Below are 16,405 nucleotides of genomic sequence, written 5' to 3' on the forward strand. Positions count from 1 at the left end.
CAAATGAAAAGCGCCGCTCTAACTATTTATTCAAACTTAGTATCCCTAAAATAATTGCTCCCAACGAAGCTAACCCGGTAGTAAATCCTAAAATAGTTTGAGCCGTATTGCCCTTACCCTCCGATTTTTTAGGCACATAAATTTCGCTACCCGGTTTCACCGAAGGATGGTTATTAAAGAAAAGGAACTTACGTGTCCCTTTTACCGTTCCGTTAGGGTAAACCACATACGCACCGCGTCTCAGAGCATCCGGCCCGTAGCCGCCTGCATTGGAAACAAAATCATTAAATGATTTTGATTTGTCAAATACCACGGCGCTTGGGTAAAGTACCTGGCCGTTAACACGAACAATCTGCTGTTGCTTTGGCACCCTGATAACATCGCCATTTTCCAAAAGCAAATCTGTTTTTGATCCGGGAGACTTTAAAATTTTATCCAACTCAATACCAACATAATTATTTCTTTGTTGCACGGTATCGGTGGTGGTTTTCGTCGAATCTTTGTATGATTGTTTTAACCTGTTGATCCGGGCCGAGCGTTCAGCATTTACTGATGCAGTATCTGCTTTGTTTTTATCTATACCCAGTATTGCAAAATTATCGCGTTTTAGCGAACCGCCCGCTGCATCGGCCGAGGCGGTAAGCCCGCCAGCCCTGACAATCAGGTCGGATATTTTTTCGTTTTTACTTTTGATTGTGTATGAGCCGGGGTATAAAACTTCGCCCTCAACCTTTACTGTTTTTTGCTTTTCATATCCGGGCAGGCTATATACCGAAACAATATCAAAGGGGGTAAGCACGAAGTTAGCGTCTGCCGGTTTTAGTTTACCGTCAATATTAACGCTAAAAACCTGCGATACTGAACTGTTTTTGGATGAAGGATCGGCATCGGTTATCCTCCGGGCTACTTCAATACGATTCGTGCTTGCACCTTCGGCAAAACCGCCTGCTTTTAAAATCAGGTCTTCTACTTTCATGTTTTCTGAAAAAGCAAACTTTCCTGGTTTCCTTACATTGCCATTAATAGTAACGGTGTATTTATCCCTTAAATCAAATATCGATGAGATGTTAACGATATCTTCACGCTGCAAGGGGATATTTACAGATTTATTGACAACGTCCTTAACATTAAATCCTATTATTTCTGTACTGTTATCCGGCTTTAAGCGGGTAATTGTACCGCGTTCGGTAAAAGCGTCTTCTTTTAATCCCGCGGCTTTGTCAATTAACTGCAGTAGTGTTAACCCGCTTTGCAGTTCATAATCACCAGGCCGGAAAACCGCTCCTTTTATTACTACCCGGTTTTCAAACCGGTATATAATAGATTCAATAGTATACTTATCGCCCCTTAACGGAATGTAGTTTTTATAATCGGCCTCCAATACATCCGTTATTTTGCGCTGCTGATCACTTACCTGCGATACTTTAATCCTCGCTGTATATGCGCTATCGGTAAATCCACCGGCATAAGTTATGATGTTATCCAGGCTTTCTCCCGGTAAAACTTCAAACAAGGCAGGTATTTTAATCTCACCAACAAGCTGCACCCTGGTCCGGTACGTTGGTACGCGTACAATGTCCTGGTCCTGCAGGGTAATGTTGTTTTTCTGGTCGCCTTTTAACAAAAAATCATAAACATCCAGGTGCCTGATAATGCGGTTATTCCTGATAACCTCTATTTGCCTTAAACTACCATTATCGTTAGGGCCGCCTGCCATATATAATGCATTAAAAACGGTAGCCAGAGAGGGCAGGGTATAAGTGCCTGGTTTAGCTACCTGTCCTATGATAATTACCTGGATACTCCGGATATTACCGAGGGTAACCTGTACGTTTGTACCGCGGCCAACCGCATAGTTGTTAGCTGCAAGCCTGCTTTTTATCAAGGCCGTAGCTTGTTCAATGGTTTTACTGCCAACATTTAAAATGCCAACCCCCGGAATGTTTATATTTCCTTCGGGGGATACTTCCAGTTTCCAGTTCACCAAAGAGCTGCCGTAAACATTTATGTTAAGCTGGTCATTAGGCCCAACAATATAATTTAACGGAGTAGCCAGTTTAAGATTGGGTTCAAATGAGCTGTTTTTGTTTTTAAAGATATCGGCACCAAAAATTTTTGGCTTTAAACTTTCAAATAAATTTTTATTGGTGTAAAGGGTATCAGTAGTATCTGGTTTATAATTAAGTTGCCTGCCTTGCTGTGTAAGTGTAGAATCGGGTTGGGTATTGGATGATTCATTGTTTTTGGCCCTTAATTTTTTTATACGAAGTTCTAACTTTTGAACCTGCGCGGCTGACATTCCCCGATTTTGGGCTTGCTGTAGTAATTCAGTGTCAGTTAAACCTGATTTTTGAGCTTGCTGTAACAGCTGAATCAGTTGCTGGTCTGAAATATCGTCGACATTAATTGAGGAAATGTTTTGTAAGTTGGTTTGGGCGGTAATATTAGTAACTGCTCCGAAACTGAGCACAGCAATTAAAAATATAAGTAAGCGAAGTCTGTTCATATGTGAAAGTCATCAGAGTATAAAATAGCACTCCAATAAATGATAATATTTTCTGCAAAAGTAAACCAATTTCCCATTTTAGGGGGTAAAGTAATTTTTTTAATTCGTAGGATAAGTGCTGTTTTGATCGATAAACTAAAAATTGGGGCTAAAATTGTTCATTAATTAAAAAAATAAGTAAAGTTAATTCTGGCATGTAAATTAAAACTCGAGCCATTTCTGTATTCATAATTCAACGTGTAGACAGGGGTAGCCTCGGCTGAGAGCAGGTAGTTTTTAAATTTATGATTAGCATAAAATGTACCTGCAAGATCTACCCAATGAAGATTGCTTATTCTGGCTTCAGTAAAAGCCTGGTAATACAGATCATTGTTATATAACTGCCTTTCCAGCATAAGACCGTATGAGTTGTAATTTCTGAGGTAACTTATATCAAAAATAAAACTGTTGCCGCCTGGCCCGATTCCCGCACCTATGTATCTGCCATAATTGGTATAACCGTCTCTCGGGCTTTGCGAATGGATATACCATGAAGGTTCGTCACGCAGCAGGTAGGTTGGCGCTCTTTGTAACTGTGTTATTTCCGATTTAATTTGTATAAAGCCTCCCCGGCTAAGTTCAAACAATTTGCGTCCGCCAAGGGTATATGCTGACGAATGTTCGGGTTCCTGTAAAAAGTCAGAAATGTTTCCGGTGCGGTCATTGCGAGCCCATTCAAAGTAAATTTCAGCTTTGTATAAAGGTAGCAGCTGCCTGATGTTGAGTGCGTAAGCAAAATCCTGTTGGTCGCCGTTTTGCCCGTTGTTGACATCATTAGCCTTGAGTGAAGAGCCGGTAATAACGGGAATTATTTTGCGGATAATATTTTTATTGTGATAAACAGAGTCTTTGTCAAGATAGTCATAAGCGGAAAGGCCAAGATATAAACCCTTTAACCATTTAGGCTGCCAGTTGACACTGTAGGCCGAAATATACCTTGTAACTTTAGGTTTGGGGCTATATAAATTGCTGCCGTATACAAGTTTGCTTACATCGTCCGGTGCAAAGCCCGATTGTTTTAGGTTGCCTCCTATGACCTGCCACTCAAATGAGCCAACCAGTGTTTTAACCGGTTTGGTTGAGTTGAAAGTCCAATGAAAAAAACCGGGGGCCGAGTTGCTCATCATGATGGAGTTTCTTATTCCGGGTCCCCACCACAAGTTTTCTGTAGATACGCCGGCTTCCATGCTTTTATACGCCAAAGTAATTTTTGATTGCCCGGGATAAAGGTGTTTTAAAGAAGATGTACCGAATCGTTCAGGTGCATCAATCCCATTTATGTGGCCAAAATAAGCGCTCATGAGTGCAGGCGAATTGTTTCGGGCTTGTACATCGGCAAAAGTTGAAAAGTTTTTATTTTGCGCGTAAACCAGCTCAGGTTTTACCTGTACATTGAGAATTCCGGCTTTTAATAAAAAGCCGCCGCTAAGCATGCTTTGATAGCCTGCATTGGGATACAAAGAAGAAGTATTGTAGCCAAAGGGACGGTTTACGTTATATTCGTTTAACCAGTTAAACGGAAGGATGCGTAAACCCGATGGCATGCCCATGAAATTGAATTTTATATACTCACGGCTCGAAATTAATGGCTGAAGCGCAGGATCAGCAATAGTTGAAGCTAATGGCCTGATAACAAGTGACGATGTACTGTTTGTATTTCCTGCTACCTGATCCCTGCGTAATAGCTCCTCAGCATAACTTCCAACGGGTATGGTTTGACTATAGCCTTTTAACGCAGCAGTGAAGGATACTAAAATTAAAATATATAAGGATCGGATAGTTATACGGATGCTCATCAAAAAGAAAGGTTTAGGAAACTAATAAATTAACCAAATGGTAATATTAAAATATCTTTCTGTTAATATTGACGGGCGCATCGTATTCGGATACGAATCTTTAATCAATAGCTCGAGTTTTCTGATATTTCGATGGCAATTATCGGCTTTTTTTTGAAATTTCAAAACCTTTTTTAAAGTTTAATAAAAAAAATACAATTTGATTACCAATACGGTTAATTCTGTTAAAACATTACAATGACCTTTAATTAATAAAGTCCGGACAATCTTAGCCGCTTTTTCCAAAACAGATTTTAACTATGATTGATTGTTTTCCTTTCTGTTGCTTTTGAGTTTCGAATGAAGCAATGCTTTGATACTTAAGTCTTCGAAATATTTAAAAGTTCTTTTCTGAATACAAAAAACGGATGAACTCTCTTAACATTCCTGCAAAAACAATCACCCATGCTGTAATTGAAAAATAAATAAAAATATTGGAAATGGGCAGGATAAACGGGAGATCAAGCGCTTTGGAAAAATTAAAGGTAGCAACGGCGTACATACCGGCCGGAAAAACGAGCGACCAATATTGCGGATCATATTTCACCGGCACCTTCTGTATGATATGCCGCCATATAGGTAGTAAAAACAGGATCGGGATCCACCAGGTGGCAAACGCCCAGAAAAAAACCGTGAACCCGGGTAAAAAATAGCTAATGCCGCTTATCCATTCATGATTGTGTGAATACATTAATAAACGAGAACCTGCCAGCGTGGTAATGGCTACGGCACCCATATTTATCCAATAAGGAGGGGTTAGTAATTCTGCTTTCATACTTATAAAAAGCCAGCGGTATATAATTAACGATATAAATACCATATAGTGCATTGCACCGATGAGGAAAGCGCAAAACGATATAAAAATAATAACATCCTTATGAACCATTTCACCGGCAATAATAGCCCCCAGCACAGCTACAGATTCGGTGGCTACGACAATAAGCAGCCAGGCACCGCTTAAACTCGCTTCCACTCCTTGTTTAGGTTCTTTGGCGGTGATCACAATAAAAAAAGTGTAAGTAACCATGACCCAGAGTACGATGCCAAGTTCCCATAAAAAAATGGCTACATCTTTATAGGAGGTCATTAAGCCAAACTGGTCCCCTAAAACGTTATTCGCGGCAACAATGGTTAAAAAAGTAACTCCACGCGACGAACTGCTTATATCTTTCCATATATCTGTAGGGTATTTAATTGCCCTGAATATGAGCACAGCCCAAAGCACAATATAAAAAATAACGTTAGCACATAACAAGATGTTGGCAACCTGTTTCATATTATATAAAAAAGCACCAACCGAAACTATCCCGGTTGCCATTACCAAAGCAAAGTAACCCGGAAAAAAAGTTTGGAGTGAGTGGCCTGTAATCGGTTCGCCCGGTTTAGGTGGTAGTGCTGTGTGCTGAGCTTCCATATTTCGTAATAAGTTTATAATAACGGGAGGTAAAAAGGCATTAATAAAAGGTAATTATTGAAGAATATAGTCTAATGTAATTAAAACCGATACAAGAAACTGTTTTTTTTGTATTTTTAAATGTTTTATAATAGCCGCGGCATATTATAATAACAAACAGAAACCAGGAAAACCCGCATCAGAAATAGCTGTATATTTTTGGTGAAAATCTAATCCGGCTTACTGAAACCGGCAATTGTCAAACTTCGTTATACAATTAGCAGATGGATATGTCTCTTAATAAAAAGGCCCTATTTATAGCTACAGGAGTTTCCTTATTGTTAATCTCGTTCGTTTTTTATGGCTCACGGAAGCTTCAAAATTTCGACCCCGCATTAATTATTTATTTATTCGGAACCGTGTTCGCTTTTTTCGGAATAGTTTACCGCTATACCGTATGGTTGCAACGGCCACCTACCTGGATGTATTTTAAGCGCACCTTTCAGTTTTTTTTTACCGGGAAGATATTTTTGCATGTTATTTCATTTGCAAAAGAGTTTATACAAAATATTGGCTTCCAAAAGTTTATTTATCCTCGCGGACGGAGCCGGTGGATAGGCCATTTTTTAATGTCAACGGGTTGTACAATGGCTTTCTGTGTTACTTTTCCTTTAACCTTTGGCTGGATAAATTTTACCATGAACCCCGCCACGAGTATAAACCCCTCAAGTGTGCACATGTATGAAGCCCATTTCTTCGGATTCAAAATGTTTGAATTTGCACTTGGTTCATTTGTGGCTTTTGTGATTTTTAAGGCCCTTTACTGGTGCTCCTGGTTAGTTATTGCCGGCGTATTGATATTTATGCGTCGTCGCCTCACTAATGCTGGTTTAGTTGCTACGCAAACTTTTGAGGGTGATTTGCTGCCGTTAATCCTGCTTTTAGCTATTGCTGTTACCGGCCTTGGCTTGAGCTATGGTTATGAATATATGAAAGGCATTGCATATGATTATATGGCCGTAACTCACGCTATAACAGTTATTATGTTCCTTATCTGGATCCCGTTTGGCAAGTTTTTTCATATTATACAACGGCCGGCCCAGATAGGGGCTCATATTTACAAAAAGGAAGGTATAAAAAGGGGGATGGCGGTATGCCCTCATACCCATCAGGAATTTGCTACCCAATTGCATATAAACGACTTGAAAATTGTAACCAAAGAATTAGGCTTTGACTTTACACTTGAGGATGGTACATCGCACCTTGATCTGAGCCCAGAAGGGAAGCGCTCAAGGTTGGCAATGGCTCATCTTAAAGCCAGGCAGCAAAATGGAGGTAACCTTTTTGGTTAATTGACGCAGTAGTAATTTAAAATAGAATACAAATTTATGGCTCATTTACCAGTTTCGCCCGAAAAGCTAATAGAACAGTTTGGCCCGCATTTGAATTATCCTCCCCGCGAAGGTTTTGCCGGCCGTGATGAGCCTGATAAAGCGGTAAAAACACATTGCTGTTTCTGCGGAATGCAGTGTGGTATAAAGCTACTGGTTAAAAATGATAAAGTGGTTGGTTTTGATCCCTGGGAGGAGTTTCCTTTTAACCAGGGACGTTTATGCCCAAAAGGCGTACAGCGATATATGCAGAACAATCATCCAGACAGGATTTTACAGCCCTTACAACGCAATGAAGGAGTAGGCTTTACTCCGGTTTCGTGGGATGAAGCGATGGATAAAACCGTGGCCGAAATAAAACGGATACAGGAAAAATACGGAAAGAACGCTTTTTCTGTGCTGTCGGGAGTTTCGCTTACCAATGAAAAAAGCTATCTGATGGGCAAGTTTGCACGGGTAGCATTGAAAACCGCCAATTTAGATTATAATGGTCGTTTATGTATGGTTAGCGCGGGAGCCGGAAATAAAAAAGCGTTCGGACTCGACCGTACCTCAAATACGTATGCCGACCTGGAGAAGGCGGAAGTGATTATTGTAGCGGGCGCTAACATCAGCGAAACCTTCCCGACTTTAACACACTGGGTTTGGCGTGCACGGGACCATGGGGCAAAACTGATCGTGGTTGACCCCAGGGTAATTCCACTGGCCAGGACCGCCGATCTGCATTTACCGGTCAAGCCCGGAACCGACTCCGCTTTGTACGGCGCAATACTTAAATACCTGGCCGATCATGATATGCTCGATCATGATTTTATTGACAACCATACCACAGATTTTGATAAGTCATTGGCAGCTGTTAAGGATTACACGCTGGAATGGGCCGAAGAAATTACCGGTATTGAAAAAGCGAAAATTGAACTGGCAGCACAATGGTGGGGGAAAGCCAAAACAAGCTTTTTGTTACACGCCAGGGGTATTGAACATCATTCAAAGGGGGTAGATAATGTACTTGGCTGTATCAATATTGTCCTGGCAACCGGCCGTATCGGTAAGCCATATTGCGGCTATGGTACTATTACAGGCCAGGGAAACGGACAGGGGGGGAGAGAGCATGGCCACAAATGTGATCAGCTACCGGGAAATCGTGATATTACCAACCCTGAACACCGAAAGTATATAGCCGGGGTTTGGGGGATTGATGAAAAAGATATGCCCGGCAAAGGTTACACCGCCTATGAACTTATTGAGGCCATTCACCGGGGCGAAGTAAAAGGGCTGCTATCTATTTGTTTTAATCCGTTGGTTTCTCTGCCTAATAATAATTATGTGCGCGAAGCGCTGGAGAAACTGGAGTTTTATGTTTGCATTGATTTTTTTATGAATGAAACCGCCCGTCATGCTGATATTATTCTGGCCGGGTCATTACAGGAAGAAGAGGAAGGAACGGTCACTACCGCCGAGGGACGTGTAGTTAGGATCCGCAAAGCTGTGAACCCGCCGGGACATGCACGCAGCGATACATCCATTATATTGGAATTGGCAAAAAGACTTGGTGCCGAAGATAAATTCACTTATCGTAACAGCGAAGAGTTATTCAATGAGTTAAGGGTTGCTTCAAAAGGCGGCACCGCTGATTATTATGGTATTACTTACCAAAAAATTGAAGATACGATGGGCGTTTTCTGGCCTTGCCCTACTTTAGATCATCCGGGTACGCCGCGCTTATGGGAAGATAAAAAATTTGCGACTCCTGACGGTAAAGCCCACTTTAACCCGGTGACTTACCGGGAACCCGGTGAAATTACAGATGAAGAATACCCGGTAATATTAACAACCGGCAGGGTTGTATCACAATACCTGAGCGGAACGCAAACCCGCAGGATAGGTAAACTGGTTGATTTGTATCCTGAACCTAAATTAGAAATACACCCGGAACTTGCCTTGAAATATGGAATTAAACAAAATGAACTGGTGCAGGTATCTACCCGCCGAGGTACAGATGAGTTTCCTGCCAATATTGTAGAGACTATCCGCACCGACACCGTTTTTTTGCCTTACCATTGGCCTGGCAAAAAGTCGGCAAATCAGTTTACCCCGGCAACACTTGATCCGGTATCAAAAATCCCGGAGTTTAAAGTTTGCGCCTGCAACCTGAAGCCTTTGGGCGTTATATCGGCGCCGTCAACGGCGTCAGGCGCGTATGCGAGTATTTAATAAATTGTAACCCGAAATTATAAAATATGCCCGTAACCAATTACAGAACAGAACAGGAATTCTTTGTAGATATGCAAAGATGTATTGGATGCAAAGCCTGTGAAATGGCTTGTTCAGAGTGTGAAACAAACGGTCATGAATCTATGATCCATGTCAATTATATTGATCGCGCCGTTACCGTACAAACCACCGTACAGGTTTGTATGCATTGTGACGATCCTGTTTGCGCTAACGTTTGTCCGGCAGATGCTATAACGAAAGATGAGTTTGGCGTAGTGCACACCGCCAATACAGCACGGTGTATAGGCTGTTCAAACTGCGTAATGGCATGTCCTTTCGGCGTCCCTAAAAAAGATGAGGCTTATGACCTGATGATGAAATGTAATATGTGTTACGACAGAACCAGCGCGGGCAAAAAACCGATGTGTGCCACCGTTTGCCCAACACAGGCACTGTATTATGGTACAAGGGAAGAAATTGCAAAAATGCGCCCGAACAGTACGCCTGTTAACAATTTTATTTTCGGAAAAGAAAGTGTGAGCACCAAAGTAAATATCATGATGCCCAAAGGAAGTACTTCATTAATTATAGACTGACATTATTTATGGCCACAGATAAAAAGGATAATCACTGGAAAGAAGATTTTCCGGTCTATCAGCTTGAATCTACCCAGGTAAGCCGACGTGATTTTGCAAAATTTTTATGCCTCGTATCTGGTGGGTTGGCCGTTGGAAGCGGGTATGTTGCCATAAAAGCTAATTTTTTTCCACCGGATAAAATCGTGGGTGAACACTTTGTTTGTAAGAAGCACGAACTTCCGGTAGGGGGGACGCGCTCGTTCGTAATCAATGGCAGTACTATTCCATATATTCTTATTCGCATGGAGAATGATGAATTTAGGGCTTACGAACAAAAATGTACCCATTTATCCTGCGCGGTTTTTTATAAACCCGGTAGCGGAAAAATTGAATGCCCTTGTCATAATGGCTTGTTCGACGCTTTTACCGGCGAAGTGCTTGCCGGCCCTCCGCCCCGGCCGTTACCCCGTTTAGCCGTAGTGATTAAAGGGGAAGAAGTATACGTCAAAGATTTCAAACCTGATAATGACAATCCGGAAACGAATCGTCAATTCAGATCATAAGGTCATTAGCCTTTACAAACAGTATAATTAAGTTATGAGTAATTTCCGCGAACCCCAAAATCAGGCACATCCTAATAAAACCAACACACTCATGCTGGCATTGATCATGATCCTGATATTAAATGTGAGTATCCAGGTATGGCTATTATACACCGCGCTAAATAACGCATTGGAAAAAAATACAGATATAGCCTTCCCCTCTTTTATCGCCTCATCAATTCTTTTCTTAATCGGTTTTGGCTGGTTGTACTTTTTGCCTTCGGGCCCAGCAAGAGTAACAAAATAAGATGATATAAGCCCATTACAATAATTTAACTTTTGCCCGGTTTTTATTTAATTTCCGGCATGCTATCCCTGCAGCTATAAATTTTTTAATCTAATCAATATATACAGGTTTTGACTCGTTTACCGGTGGATGTCCGTCTGTCCGGCCTAATCTCCCCCGCGTTTTAATATTTCAAGGTGAATGATGGCGAAGCCGGGAAGCGGTGTGCAGCTTATATCCTGATGTACTTGATTCGCAGAAAGTGAACAACAATATGGAAAACAAAGAAAGAAAAAGACCGATTGCAGGGGTAAGAACATGAAGTGCGGGTTGCAGTACCTAACTAAAAATGTAATTCTTACATTTTATGGCTGATTTTAAATTGGTTAGAGCATGATTTTTAACATTTTATCCGGATTTTACCGGCTGCATTATTGATGTATTGTAAAAAAACTTAAAATTTTTGTCGCTTTTTTTGTCATTTTTTCAATAGGTATCGATTGTTGCTATTTGAAATAATAAAAGTTTATTATTTTTTTGATATTACTTGGTAAAACGTTTTTCTTAATTATATTTGTTAAAACCAATTGTGAAAAATACTTTATTACTTAATCGTTTAAGCTACCTGAACTGCTTGTTTTGAGATTTTTGTAATCATTAAATTAACCAATATCACTGACATGAAAAACATGATTTACCTGTACCACATCTTTCAGAAGCCTATTCTCTGACAGGGTTGATCCTTCGGAAAAATCTCTTATTGAGATTTTAGGTATCAAGAATTTTATTAATTAACCTAATCACCAAAAGTGAAAAGAACGCTTGGGTATGGTCATTTTTAATGGCAAACCTGGGGGTGTATAATTATGCACCGCTGTCAAAAATATTCCTGCCGGTTATTTTTGATTTCTGTTCTTTTCGCTTGTAAATCAGCGCTATGGAAAAAGAATTACATTCTACTTAATCTAAAGGTGCATGTCATCTGCATAACTCGTTTGCAGGCATAGAAGCACATGGCCCGTTAAATCAAAAATTATTTTACAATCTAAAAGATCCATTCATTATGCGATACTTATGGCTGTGCTTTGTGGTTTTCGCAGCAATAACCACAAATGCACTTACAGGCTTAGCTAAGGGGAATGAGGGTAAAAAAAGCAAAGTAAAACGTTCTGTTTTTTATAAAACCTATATCCGTAAGGATACGACGGCAAAAGATTCATTATTAAAAGACAGCATGAATATTATTATAAAGCATACCCTTTATAATAAGCTGGCAGATAGTGTTACCAAAAAGCCTTATGATCTATCCAAATTCCCGGCGGTGTCCCTGCAGCAACTCTTAAAAGGGCAATTTGCAGGGCTGTATGTGCAGGAACCTTCGGGCGAACCCGGCGCCGTTCAAAATATGTTTATGAGAGGAGCGCCCATGCCGCTTCTTTCTCCAAGGGATGTTTACCAATCGCAGCCACTGGTTGTACTGGATGGTATTCCACTTGTAACGGAGCACCCGTTTGCATATGATATACAGCTGTATGATTATAACAGGATGGGAACAGCCACCAACCCATTTGCTGATATCGACATGAATAATATAGCCTCGGTTGAGGTATTAAAAGATCTGTCGGCCACGGCCATTTATGGGCCGCGCGCAGTTAATGGCGTTATAGTCTTAACCTCTAAAACCCCTTTAGCAGCCAAAAGCATCACTTTTGATTCGTATATAGGTTTGGCACAGCGCCCGCGTGTTACTACCATAAACGGCAAATATGAAAATGCTTTCCGGCAGCGCTTTTATGACCTTTATACTACCAATGGCAGGTATTCGGACGATGAGAACTACCCGATTTATCTAAGCGATTCCTTAAATAATGTATATAGCGGAAAATCTGACTGGAGCGACCTTTATTACCGCAATGCAGCTGTTTATGGAATAAACTTCGGAATTTCCGGCGGTACGGATCGTGCAAACTTCCGTTTCTCGTTGGGTGATCTGAAGAATAATGGCATTGCTGATGGAACAGTGCTAAACCGTTATAGCGCAATGTTCAACATCAACATGAAGCCCCTTAAATGGCTTCTCTTTTCGGCCATGGTAAATGCCAACCGGCTCGACAGGCAACGAAACAAATACCTCCGCGACAGATTTGCCCAGATCAATTATTTCCCCGATCTGAGCGCCCCGCTACCACCAAACAAAGAGTATTATGCCGATTACCTGGCGCAATACAAAAAAGGCTTTGATAACAACAAAACAAATATTGTTGATGGCTATGCCAAAATAGGCATCAATCTCGGGAAATTTAAATTCGTAACCACCTTCAATTTAGATTATAATGAAGGCTACCGCGATGTATTTTATGCGCGTACCCTTTTGCAGGGCAACAGCTATGCTTCCAATTACTTTGGTTTTAGCCAAAGGATAATGGCAGATAACAGGGCAACCTATGATCTGACAGTAAATAAAGTAAACGATTTCCATTTTGAGCTTGGTCAATCAACCCAATGGGACATTTATAAATATAGCAACGCCTATGCCTACAAAGGTGTAAATGACTATATTAAGATAGATCTGCTGGATTCGAACCCAAAAAACCCAGACGGATCTGACAACGGTAATTATCTCAACCCAACAGCCTTTCCGCGCGAGTTAACATTCCGTTTTCTGGATAAGATCAAGCATAACCTGGTTTCGTTTTATGCCAAGACCGATTATTCATTCAAAGAAAAATACTTCCTCTCGGCAACAGTACGCGCAGATGGATCATCAAACGCTCAACCTACCAGCCGTTGGTTCTATTCGCCGGTATTATCTGCGGCCTGGAATATCAAAAAAGAGGTGCTGAGCAATAGTACTATTATAAACGATCTTATTTTACGTGCAAGCGCGGGTAGGATCGGTCGCCTCAATGCTTTTGATAATTATGCACAGGGTCCTCAATATACAGCATCGGTAGGGTATACCGGTAACTTAACCGTGCCTGGCTATAATGCGTTTGGTGTGCTTACCAGGCCTTATTCTACCGGTTGGATCGGTTACGGAATACCCTGGTCATACTCCAATCAACTTAATATTGGCACAGATGCCGGTTTCCTTAATAACCGCCTGCACCTTTCGGTTGATTGGTACCTGAAACAGGAAAAGAATTTGCTGATAGGCATCCCTGCTTTTGCCGAGTACGGCTATAAACAGTCTATCGAGAGCGGTATGGCTGTAAATAATACCGGTATTGATGTATCTGTATCAGCCAACATCATCCGTAACAGCAAATTTGGATGGACATCCTCCTTAAATCTAAATCATAATGTCAATAAGCTAAAAGCGTTGCCAAGGGGCTTAAACCAGATTATTGTTAATAACAGGCTTTTAAAGGTAGGAAGCCCGGTTGATCAGTATTGGTTACTGGTAAATGATGGTATTTATAAAGCAGAAAGCGAAATACCCGTTGTAAATGGGCAGCCACTTAAGTACAATGGCATCGCCCTGCATGCCGGCGATCCCAAATGGCGCGATATCAATGGCGACAACGTAATTGATAATAACGATAAGGTATTAAAGGGACATTCTTTACCAAAAATTTCAGGTGGTTATGATAATAATTTCAGATACGGCAACTGGAATTTAAATGTCAATCTCTATTTCAACCTAGGGCGCGACCTTATACACCAGGAAATGGCCAACCGGTTTGATTTTATTAACCGGGAAGGTAACAGTGATGTAAACTCTGTTAAAGAGATCACATTTTGGGAAAAACGCGGAGACTACGGCAAATACCCACTGTATAATCCATGGAGTACCGTTATCCCATATCGTGTTGATCAGGACCTTTTTCTTGAAAATGCTTCATTCCTGAAATTAAGAACCGTTTCCATTGGATATGACCTAACCAAAGCAATGCGCTTAAAGAAAATCAAGCTAACCAGGTTTTATGTATATGCCACGGCAAATAATGTGTTCACCATAACCCCGTATACCGGTCAGGACCCTGAATTAGTGAATTATGATGGCTATGATACCGGTTATGGCCTGCCTATACCACGAACATATACCCTGGGTGTAAAAATGGAATTATGATATGAAAAACGATCACAAAAATCATGTTGTAAAAATGAAAAAGACATTATGTATCGTCCTGATCCTGTTTACTGCGGCAATAACAAGCTGCAATAAAACACTGGATATTGATTCAACAAGGGTTGTGGGCGAAAAAAACATGTGGAATAAGCTTGAAGATGCACGTGCCAGCTTATTAGGAGTGTATGCACTTACCCGTGCAGCCTTATCTGACAACGATGGTCACTGGCTTTATGGCGATGTACGTACAGGCGAATTTATTAGCCCGAACCGGCAGGACCTGAAAGCAATTGCAAGTAATCAGCTCAATGCCTCATATCCAACTGTTGAGGCCTTGAGCGACTGGACGAGATTTTACGCCATAATTAATGCTGCGAATATTTTCCTTGAACGTATTGGCGATGTAAAAGCCGCCGACAAGCGCTACACAGAAAATTATTTGATAGTTGATGTTGCCCAGGTGCGTTTTTTAAGGGCCTTTACCTACTTCTATATGGTAAGGATTTGGGGAGATGTACCATTCATTACCTCATCCCACGATGGCAAGTTTGAAAATCAGCCCCGCGAAAGCGGCAGCAAAATATTAGTATGGGCGCAGCAGGAAATGCTTAAAGCTGCAGCTGATCTGCCATTTGTATACAGTAACAACGATGTGCAGCAGCCCGGCAATTATTATAATGAAGATGCTACCCGCTGGGGAGGTGCTTTAGCTACAAAGAACTCAGCTTATGCGGTCCTGGCTCATTTGGCGGCCTGGCAAGGTAATTATACCGATGTAGCTACCTATACCAAGTTTGTTGAAGATAATTATGGTAAAAGCGGCATCAATTTTCAAAGCACTGAAGATCTGACCAAATCAAATGGGTTCTTTTTCAATAAAAACACCAGCCAGATGTTTGGTTTTAACTCTGACTGGGGGCATATTGACGGGTCGGTAACAGGCCATCTGGAAGAGTTAACCCTGGCCGAACCCGTGGTGAATAAAAAAGTGCCGGATATCTACATGCCTAAAGATACTATCCTGAAAATATTTGACTTGCCAAAGGATGAGCGCTTTAGTATAGATACGCTTGGCCAGCCCCGTACCGAAAGGTATTTCACCAATATCAATGGCAAGTACCCCATTTTTAGTAAAATAAAAGTGATACTGGGAGGCGTTTCTGATCCTAACTTCCGATACTTCACCAGTGCTTTGATCTTTACAAGGATAGAGGATATCGTATTACTCCGGGCCGAGGCATTGGCTGTTTTAGGGGATGTGAATGGGGCTGAAAATGAAGTTTTTAATATCATGACCCGCCGGGGGATGGGAGATCTTACGATAGACAGCGACCAGGACATTATTGATTTGATATTTAAGGAGCGCCATCGCGAATTGATGGGAGAGGGACATCGCTGGTATGACCTGGTACGCTATAATAAAATCAAGCAAAACAACCCGGCATTCATGAAACTCATCAATTCGCAGGGGATCTACTGGCCTGTTTCGCGTAAGCTCATCGCTCAAAATAACCTGTTAACCCAAAACCCTTTCTGGAAATAAACTGAC

General features: G+C 41.2%; 10 protein-coding genes. 7 read left to right on the forward strand and 3 right to left on the reverse strand.

Annotated features, from left to right (window positions below):
* Positions 1-22: 22 nt before the first annotated feature.
* The 3 genes from ABIC84_RS03015 to ABIC84_RS03025 form a co-directional block, all read right to left on the reverse strand.
* Entirely contained in the window at positions 23-2,506 is a 2,484-nt protein-coding gene (locus tag ABIC84_RS03015; protein ID WP_429262616.1) for an SLBB domain-containing protein, read from the reverse strand.
* A gap of 161 nt (positions 2,507-2,667) precedes the next feature.
* Positions 2,668-4,341 carry a capsule assembly Wzi family protein gene (locus ABIC84_RS03020; RefSeq protein ID WP_429262617.1) on the reverse strand — a complete coding sequence of 558 codons (1,674 nt, stop codon included), beginning with the start codon at positions 4,339-4,341 and terminating at the stop codon, positions 2,668-2,670.
* Between the two features lie 376 nt (positions 4,342-4,717).
* On the reverse strand, positions 4,718-5,794 hold the full coding sequence (locus tag ABIC84_RS03025; protein WP_429262618.1) for a tellurite resistance/C4-dicarboxylate transporter family protein: 1,077 nt from the start codon (positions 5,792-5,794) through the stop codon (positions 4,718-4,720).
* A gap of 626 nt (positions 5,795-6,420) precedes the next feature.
* On the opposite strand from ABIC84_RS03025, the gene ABIC84_RS03030 reads away from it, so the two are divergent.
* From ABIC84_RS03030 to ABIC84_RS03060, 7 genes are all read left to right on the forward strand, one after another.
* Positions 6,421-7,125: a hypothetical protein gene (locus ABIC84_RS03030; RefSeq protein ID WP_429262619.1), complete on the forward strand. Its 705-nt coding sequence runs from the start codon at positions 6,421-6,423 to the stop codon at positions 7,123-7,125.
* Between the two features lie 36 nt (positions 7,126-7,161).
* Complete coding sequence (locus tag ABIC84_RS03035) at positions 7,162-9,378, forward strand: molybdopterin oxidoreductase family protein (RefSeq protein ID WP_429262620.1); 2,217 nt, start codon at positions 7,162-7,164, stop codon at positions 9,376-9,378.
* 104 nt (positions 9,379-9,482) lie between these two features.
* Entirely contained in the window at positions 9,483-9,974 is a 492-nt protein-coding gene (locus ABIC84_RS03040) for a 4Fe-4S dicluster domain-containing protein (RefSeq protein WP_354437211.1), read from the forward strand.
* An 8-nt stretch (positions 9,975-9,982) separates the two neighbouring features.
* Positions 9,983-10,519 carry a Rieske (2Fe-2S) protein gene (locus tag ABIC84_RS03045; RefSeq protein WP_426587155.1) on the forward strand — a complete coding sequence of 179 codons (537 nt, stop codon included), beginning with the start codon at positions 9,983-9,985 and terminating at the stop codon, positions 10,517-10,519.
* 34 nt (positions 10,520-10,553) lie between these two features.
* On the forward strand, positions 10,554-10,805 hold the full coding sequence (locus ABIC84_RS03050; RefSeq protein WP_429262621.1) for a DUF6755 family protein: 252 nt from the start codon (positions 10,554-10,556) through the stop codon (positions 10,803-10,805).
* A 1,042-nt stretch (positions 10,806-11,847) separates the two neighbouring features.
* Positions 11,848-14,856, forward strand: a complete 3,009-nt coding sequence (locus ABIC84_RS03055) for a SusC/RagA family TonB-linked outer membrane protein (protein WP_426587159.1) — start codon at positions 11,848-11,850, stop codon at positions 14,854-14,856.
* Positions 14,857-14,890: 34 nt separating this feature from the next.
* Positions 14,891-16,399: a RagB/SusD family nutrient uptake outer membrane protein gene (locus ABIC84_RS03060; RefSeq protein ID WP_426587161.1), complete on the forward strand. Its 1,509-nt coding sequence runs from the start codon at positions 14,891-14,893 to the stop codon at positions 16,397-16,399.
* The last annotated feature ends 6 nt before the right edge of the window (positions 16,400-16,405 follow it).

It is taken from the genome of Mucilaginibacter sp. 3215, assembly GCF_050433785.1.
In the GTDB taxonomy this organism is placed as follows: domain Bacteria; phylum Bacteroidota; class Bacteroidia; order Sphingobacteriales; family Sphingobacteriaceae; genus Mucilaginibacter.

Excerpts from the sequence above, each read along its gene's own strand:
- ABIC84_RS03015 (WP_429262616.1), bottom strand. The coding sequence starts at position 2,506 with ATGAACAGACTTCGCTTACTTATATTTTTAATTGCTGTGCTCAGTTTC.
- ABIC84_RS03020 (WP_429262617.1), bottom strand. The coding sequence starts at position 4,341 with ATGAGCATCCGTATAACTATCCGATCCTTATATATTTTAATTTTAGTA.
- ABIC84_RS03025 (WP_429262618.1), bottom strand. The coding sequence starts at position 5,794 with ATGGAAGCTCAGCACACAGCACTACCACCTAAACCGGGCGAACCGATT.
- ABIC84_RS03030 (WP_429262619.1), top strand. The coding sequence starts at position 6,421 with ATGGCTTTCTGTGTTACTTTTCCTTTAACCTTTGGCTGGATAAATTTT.
- ABIC84_RS03035 (WP_429262620.1), top strand. The coding sequence starts at position 7,162 with ATGGCTCATTTACCAGTTTCGCCCGAAAAGCTAATAGAACAGTTTGGC.
- ABIC84_RS03040 (WP_354437211.1), top strand. The coding sequence starts at position 9,483 with ATGGCTTGTTCAGAGTGTGAAACAAACGGTCATGAATCTATGATCCAT.
- ABIC84_RS03045 (WP_426587155.1), top strand. The coding sequence starts at position 9,983 with ATGGCCACAGATAAAAAGGATAATCACTGGAAAGAAGATTTTCCGGTC.
- ABIC84_RS03050 (WP_429262621.1), top strand. The coding sequence starts at position 10,554 with ATGAGTAATTTCCGCGAACCCCAAAATCAGGCACATCCTAATAAAACC.
- ABIC84_RS03055 (WP_426587159.1), top strand. The coding sequence starts at position 11,848 with ATGCGATACTTATGGCTGTGCTTTGTGGTTTTCGCAGCAATAACCACA.
- ABIC84_RS03060 (WP_426587161.1), top strand. The coding sequence starts at position 14,891 with ATGAAAAAGACATTATGTATCGTCCTGATCCTGTTTACTGCGGCAATA.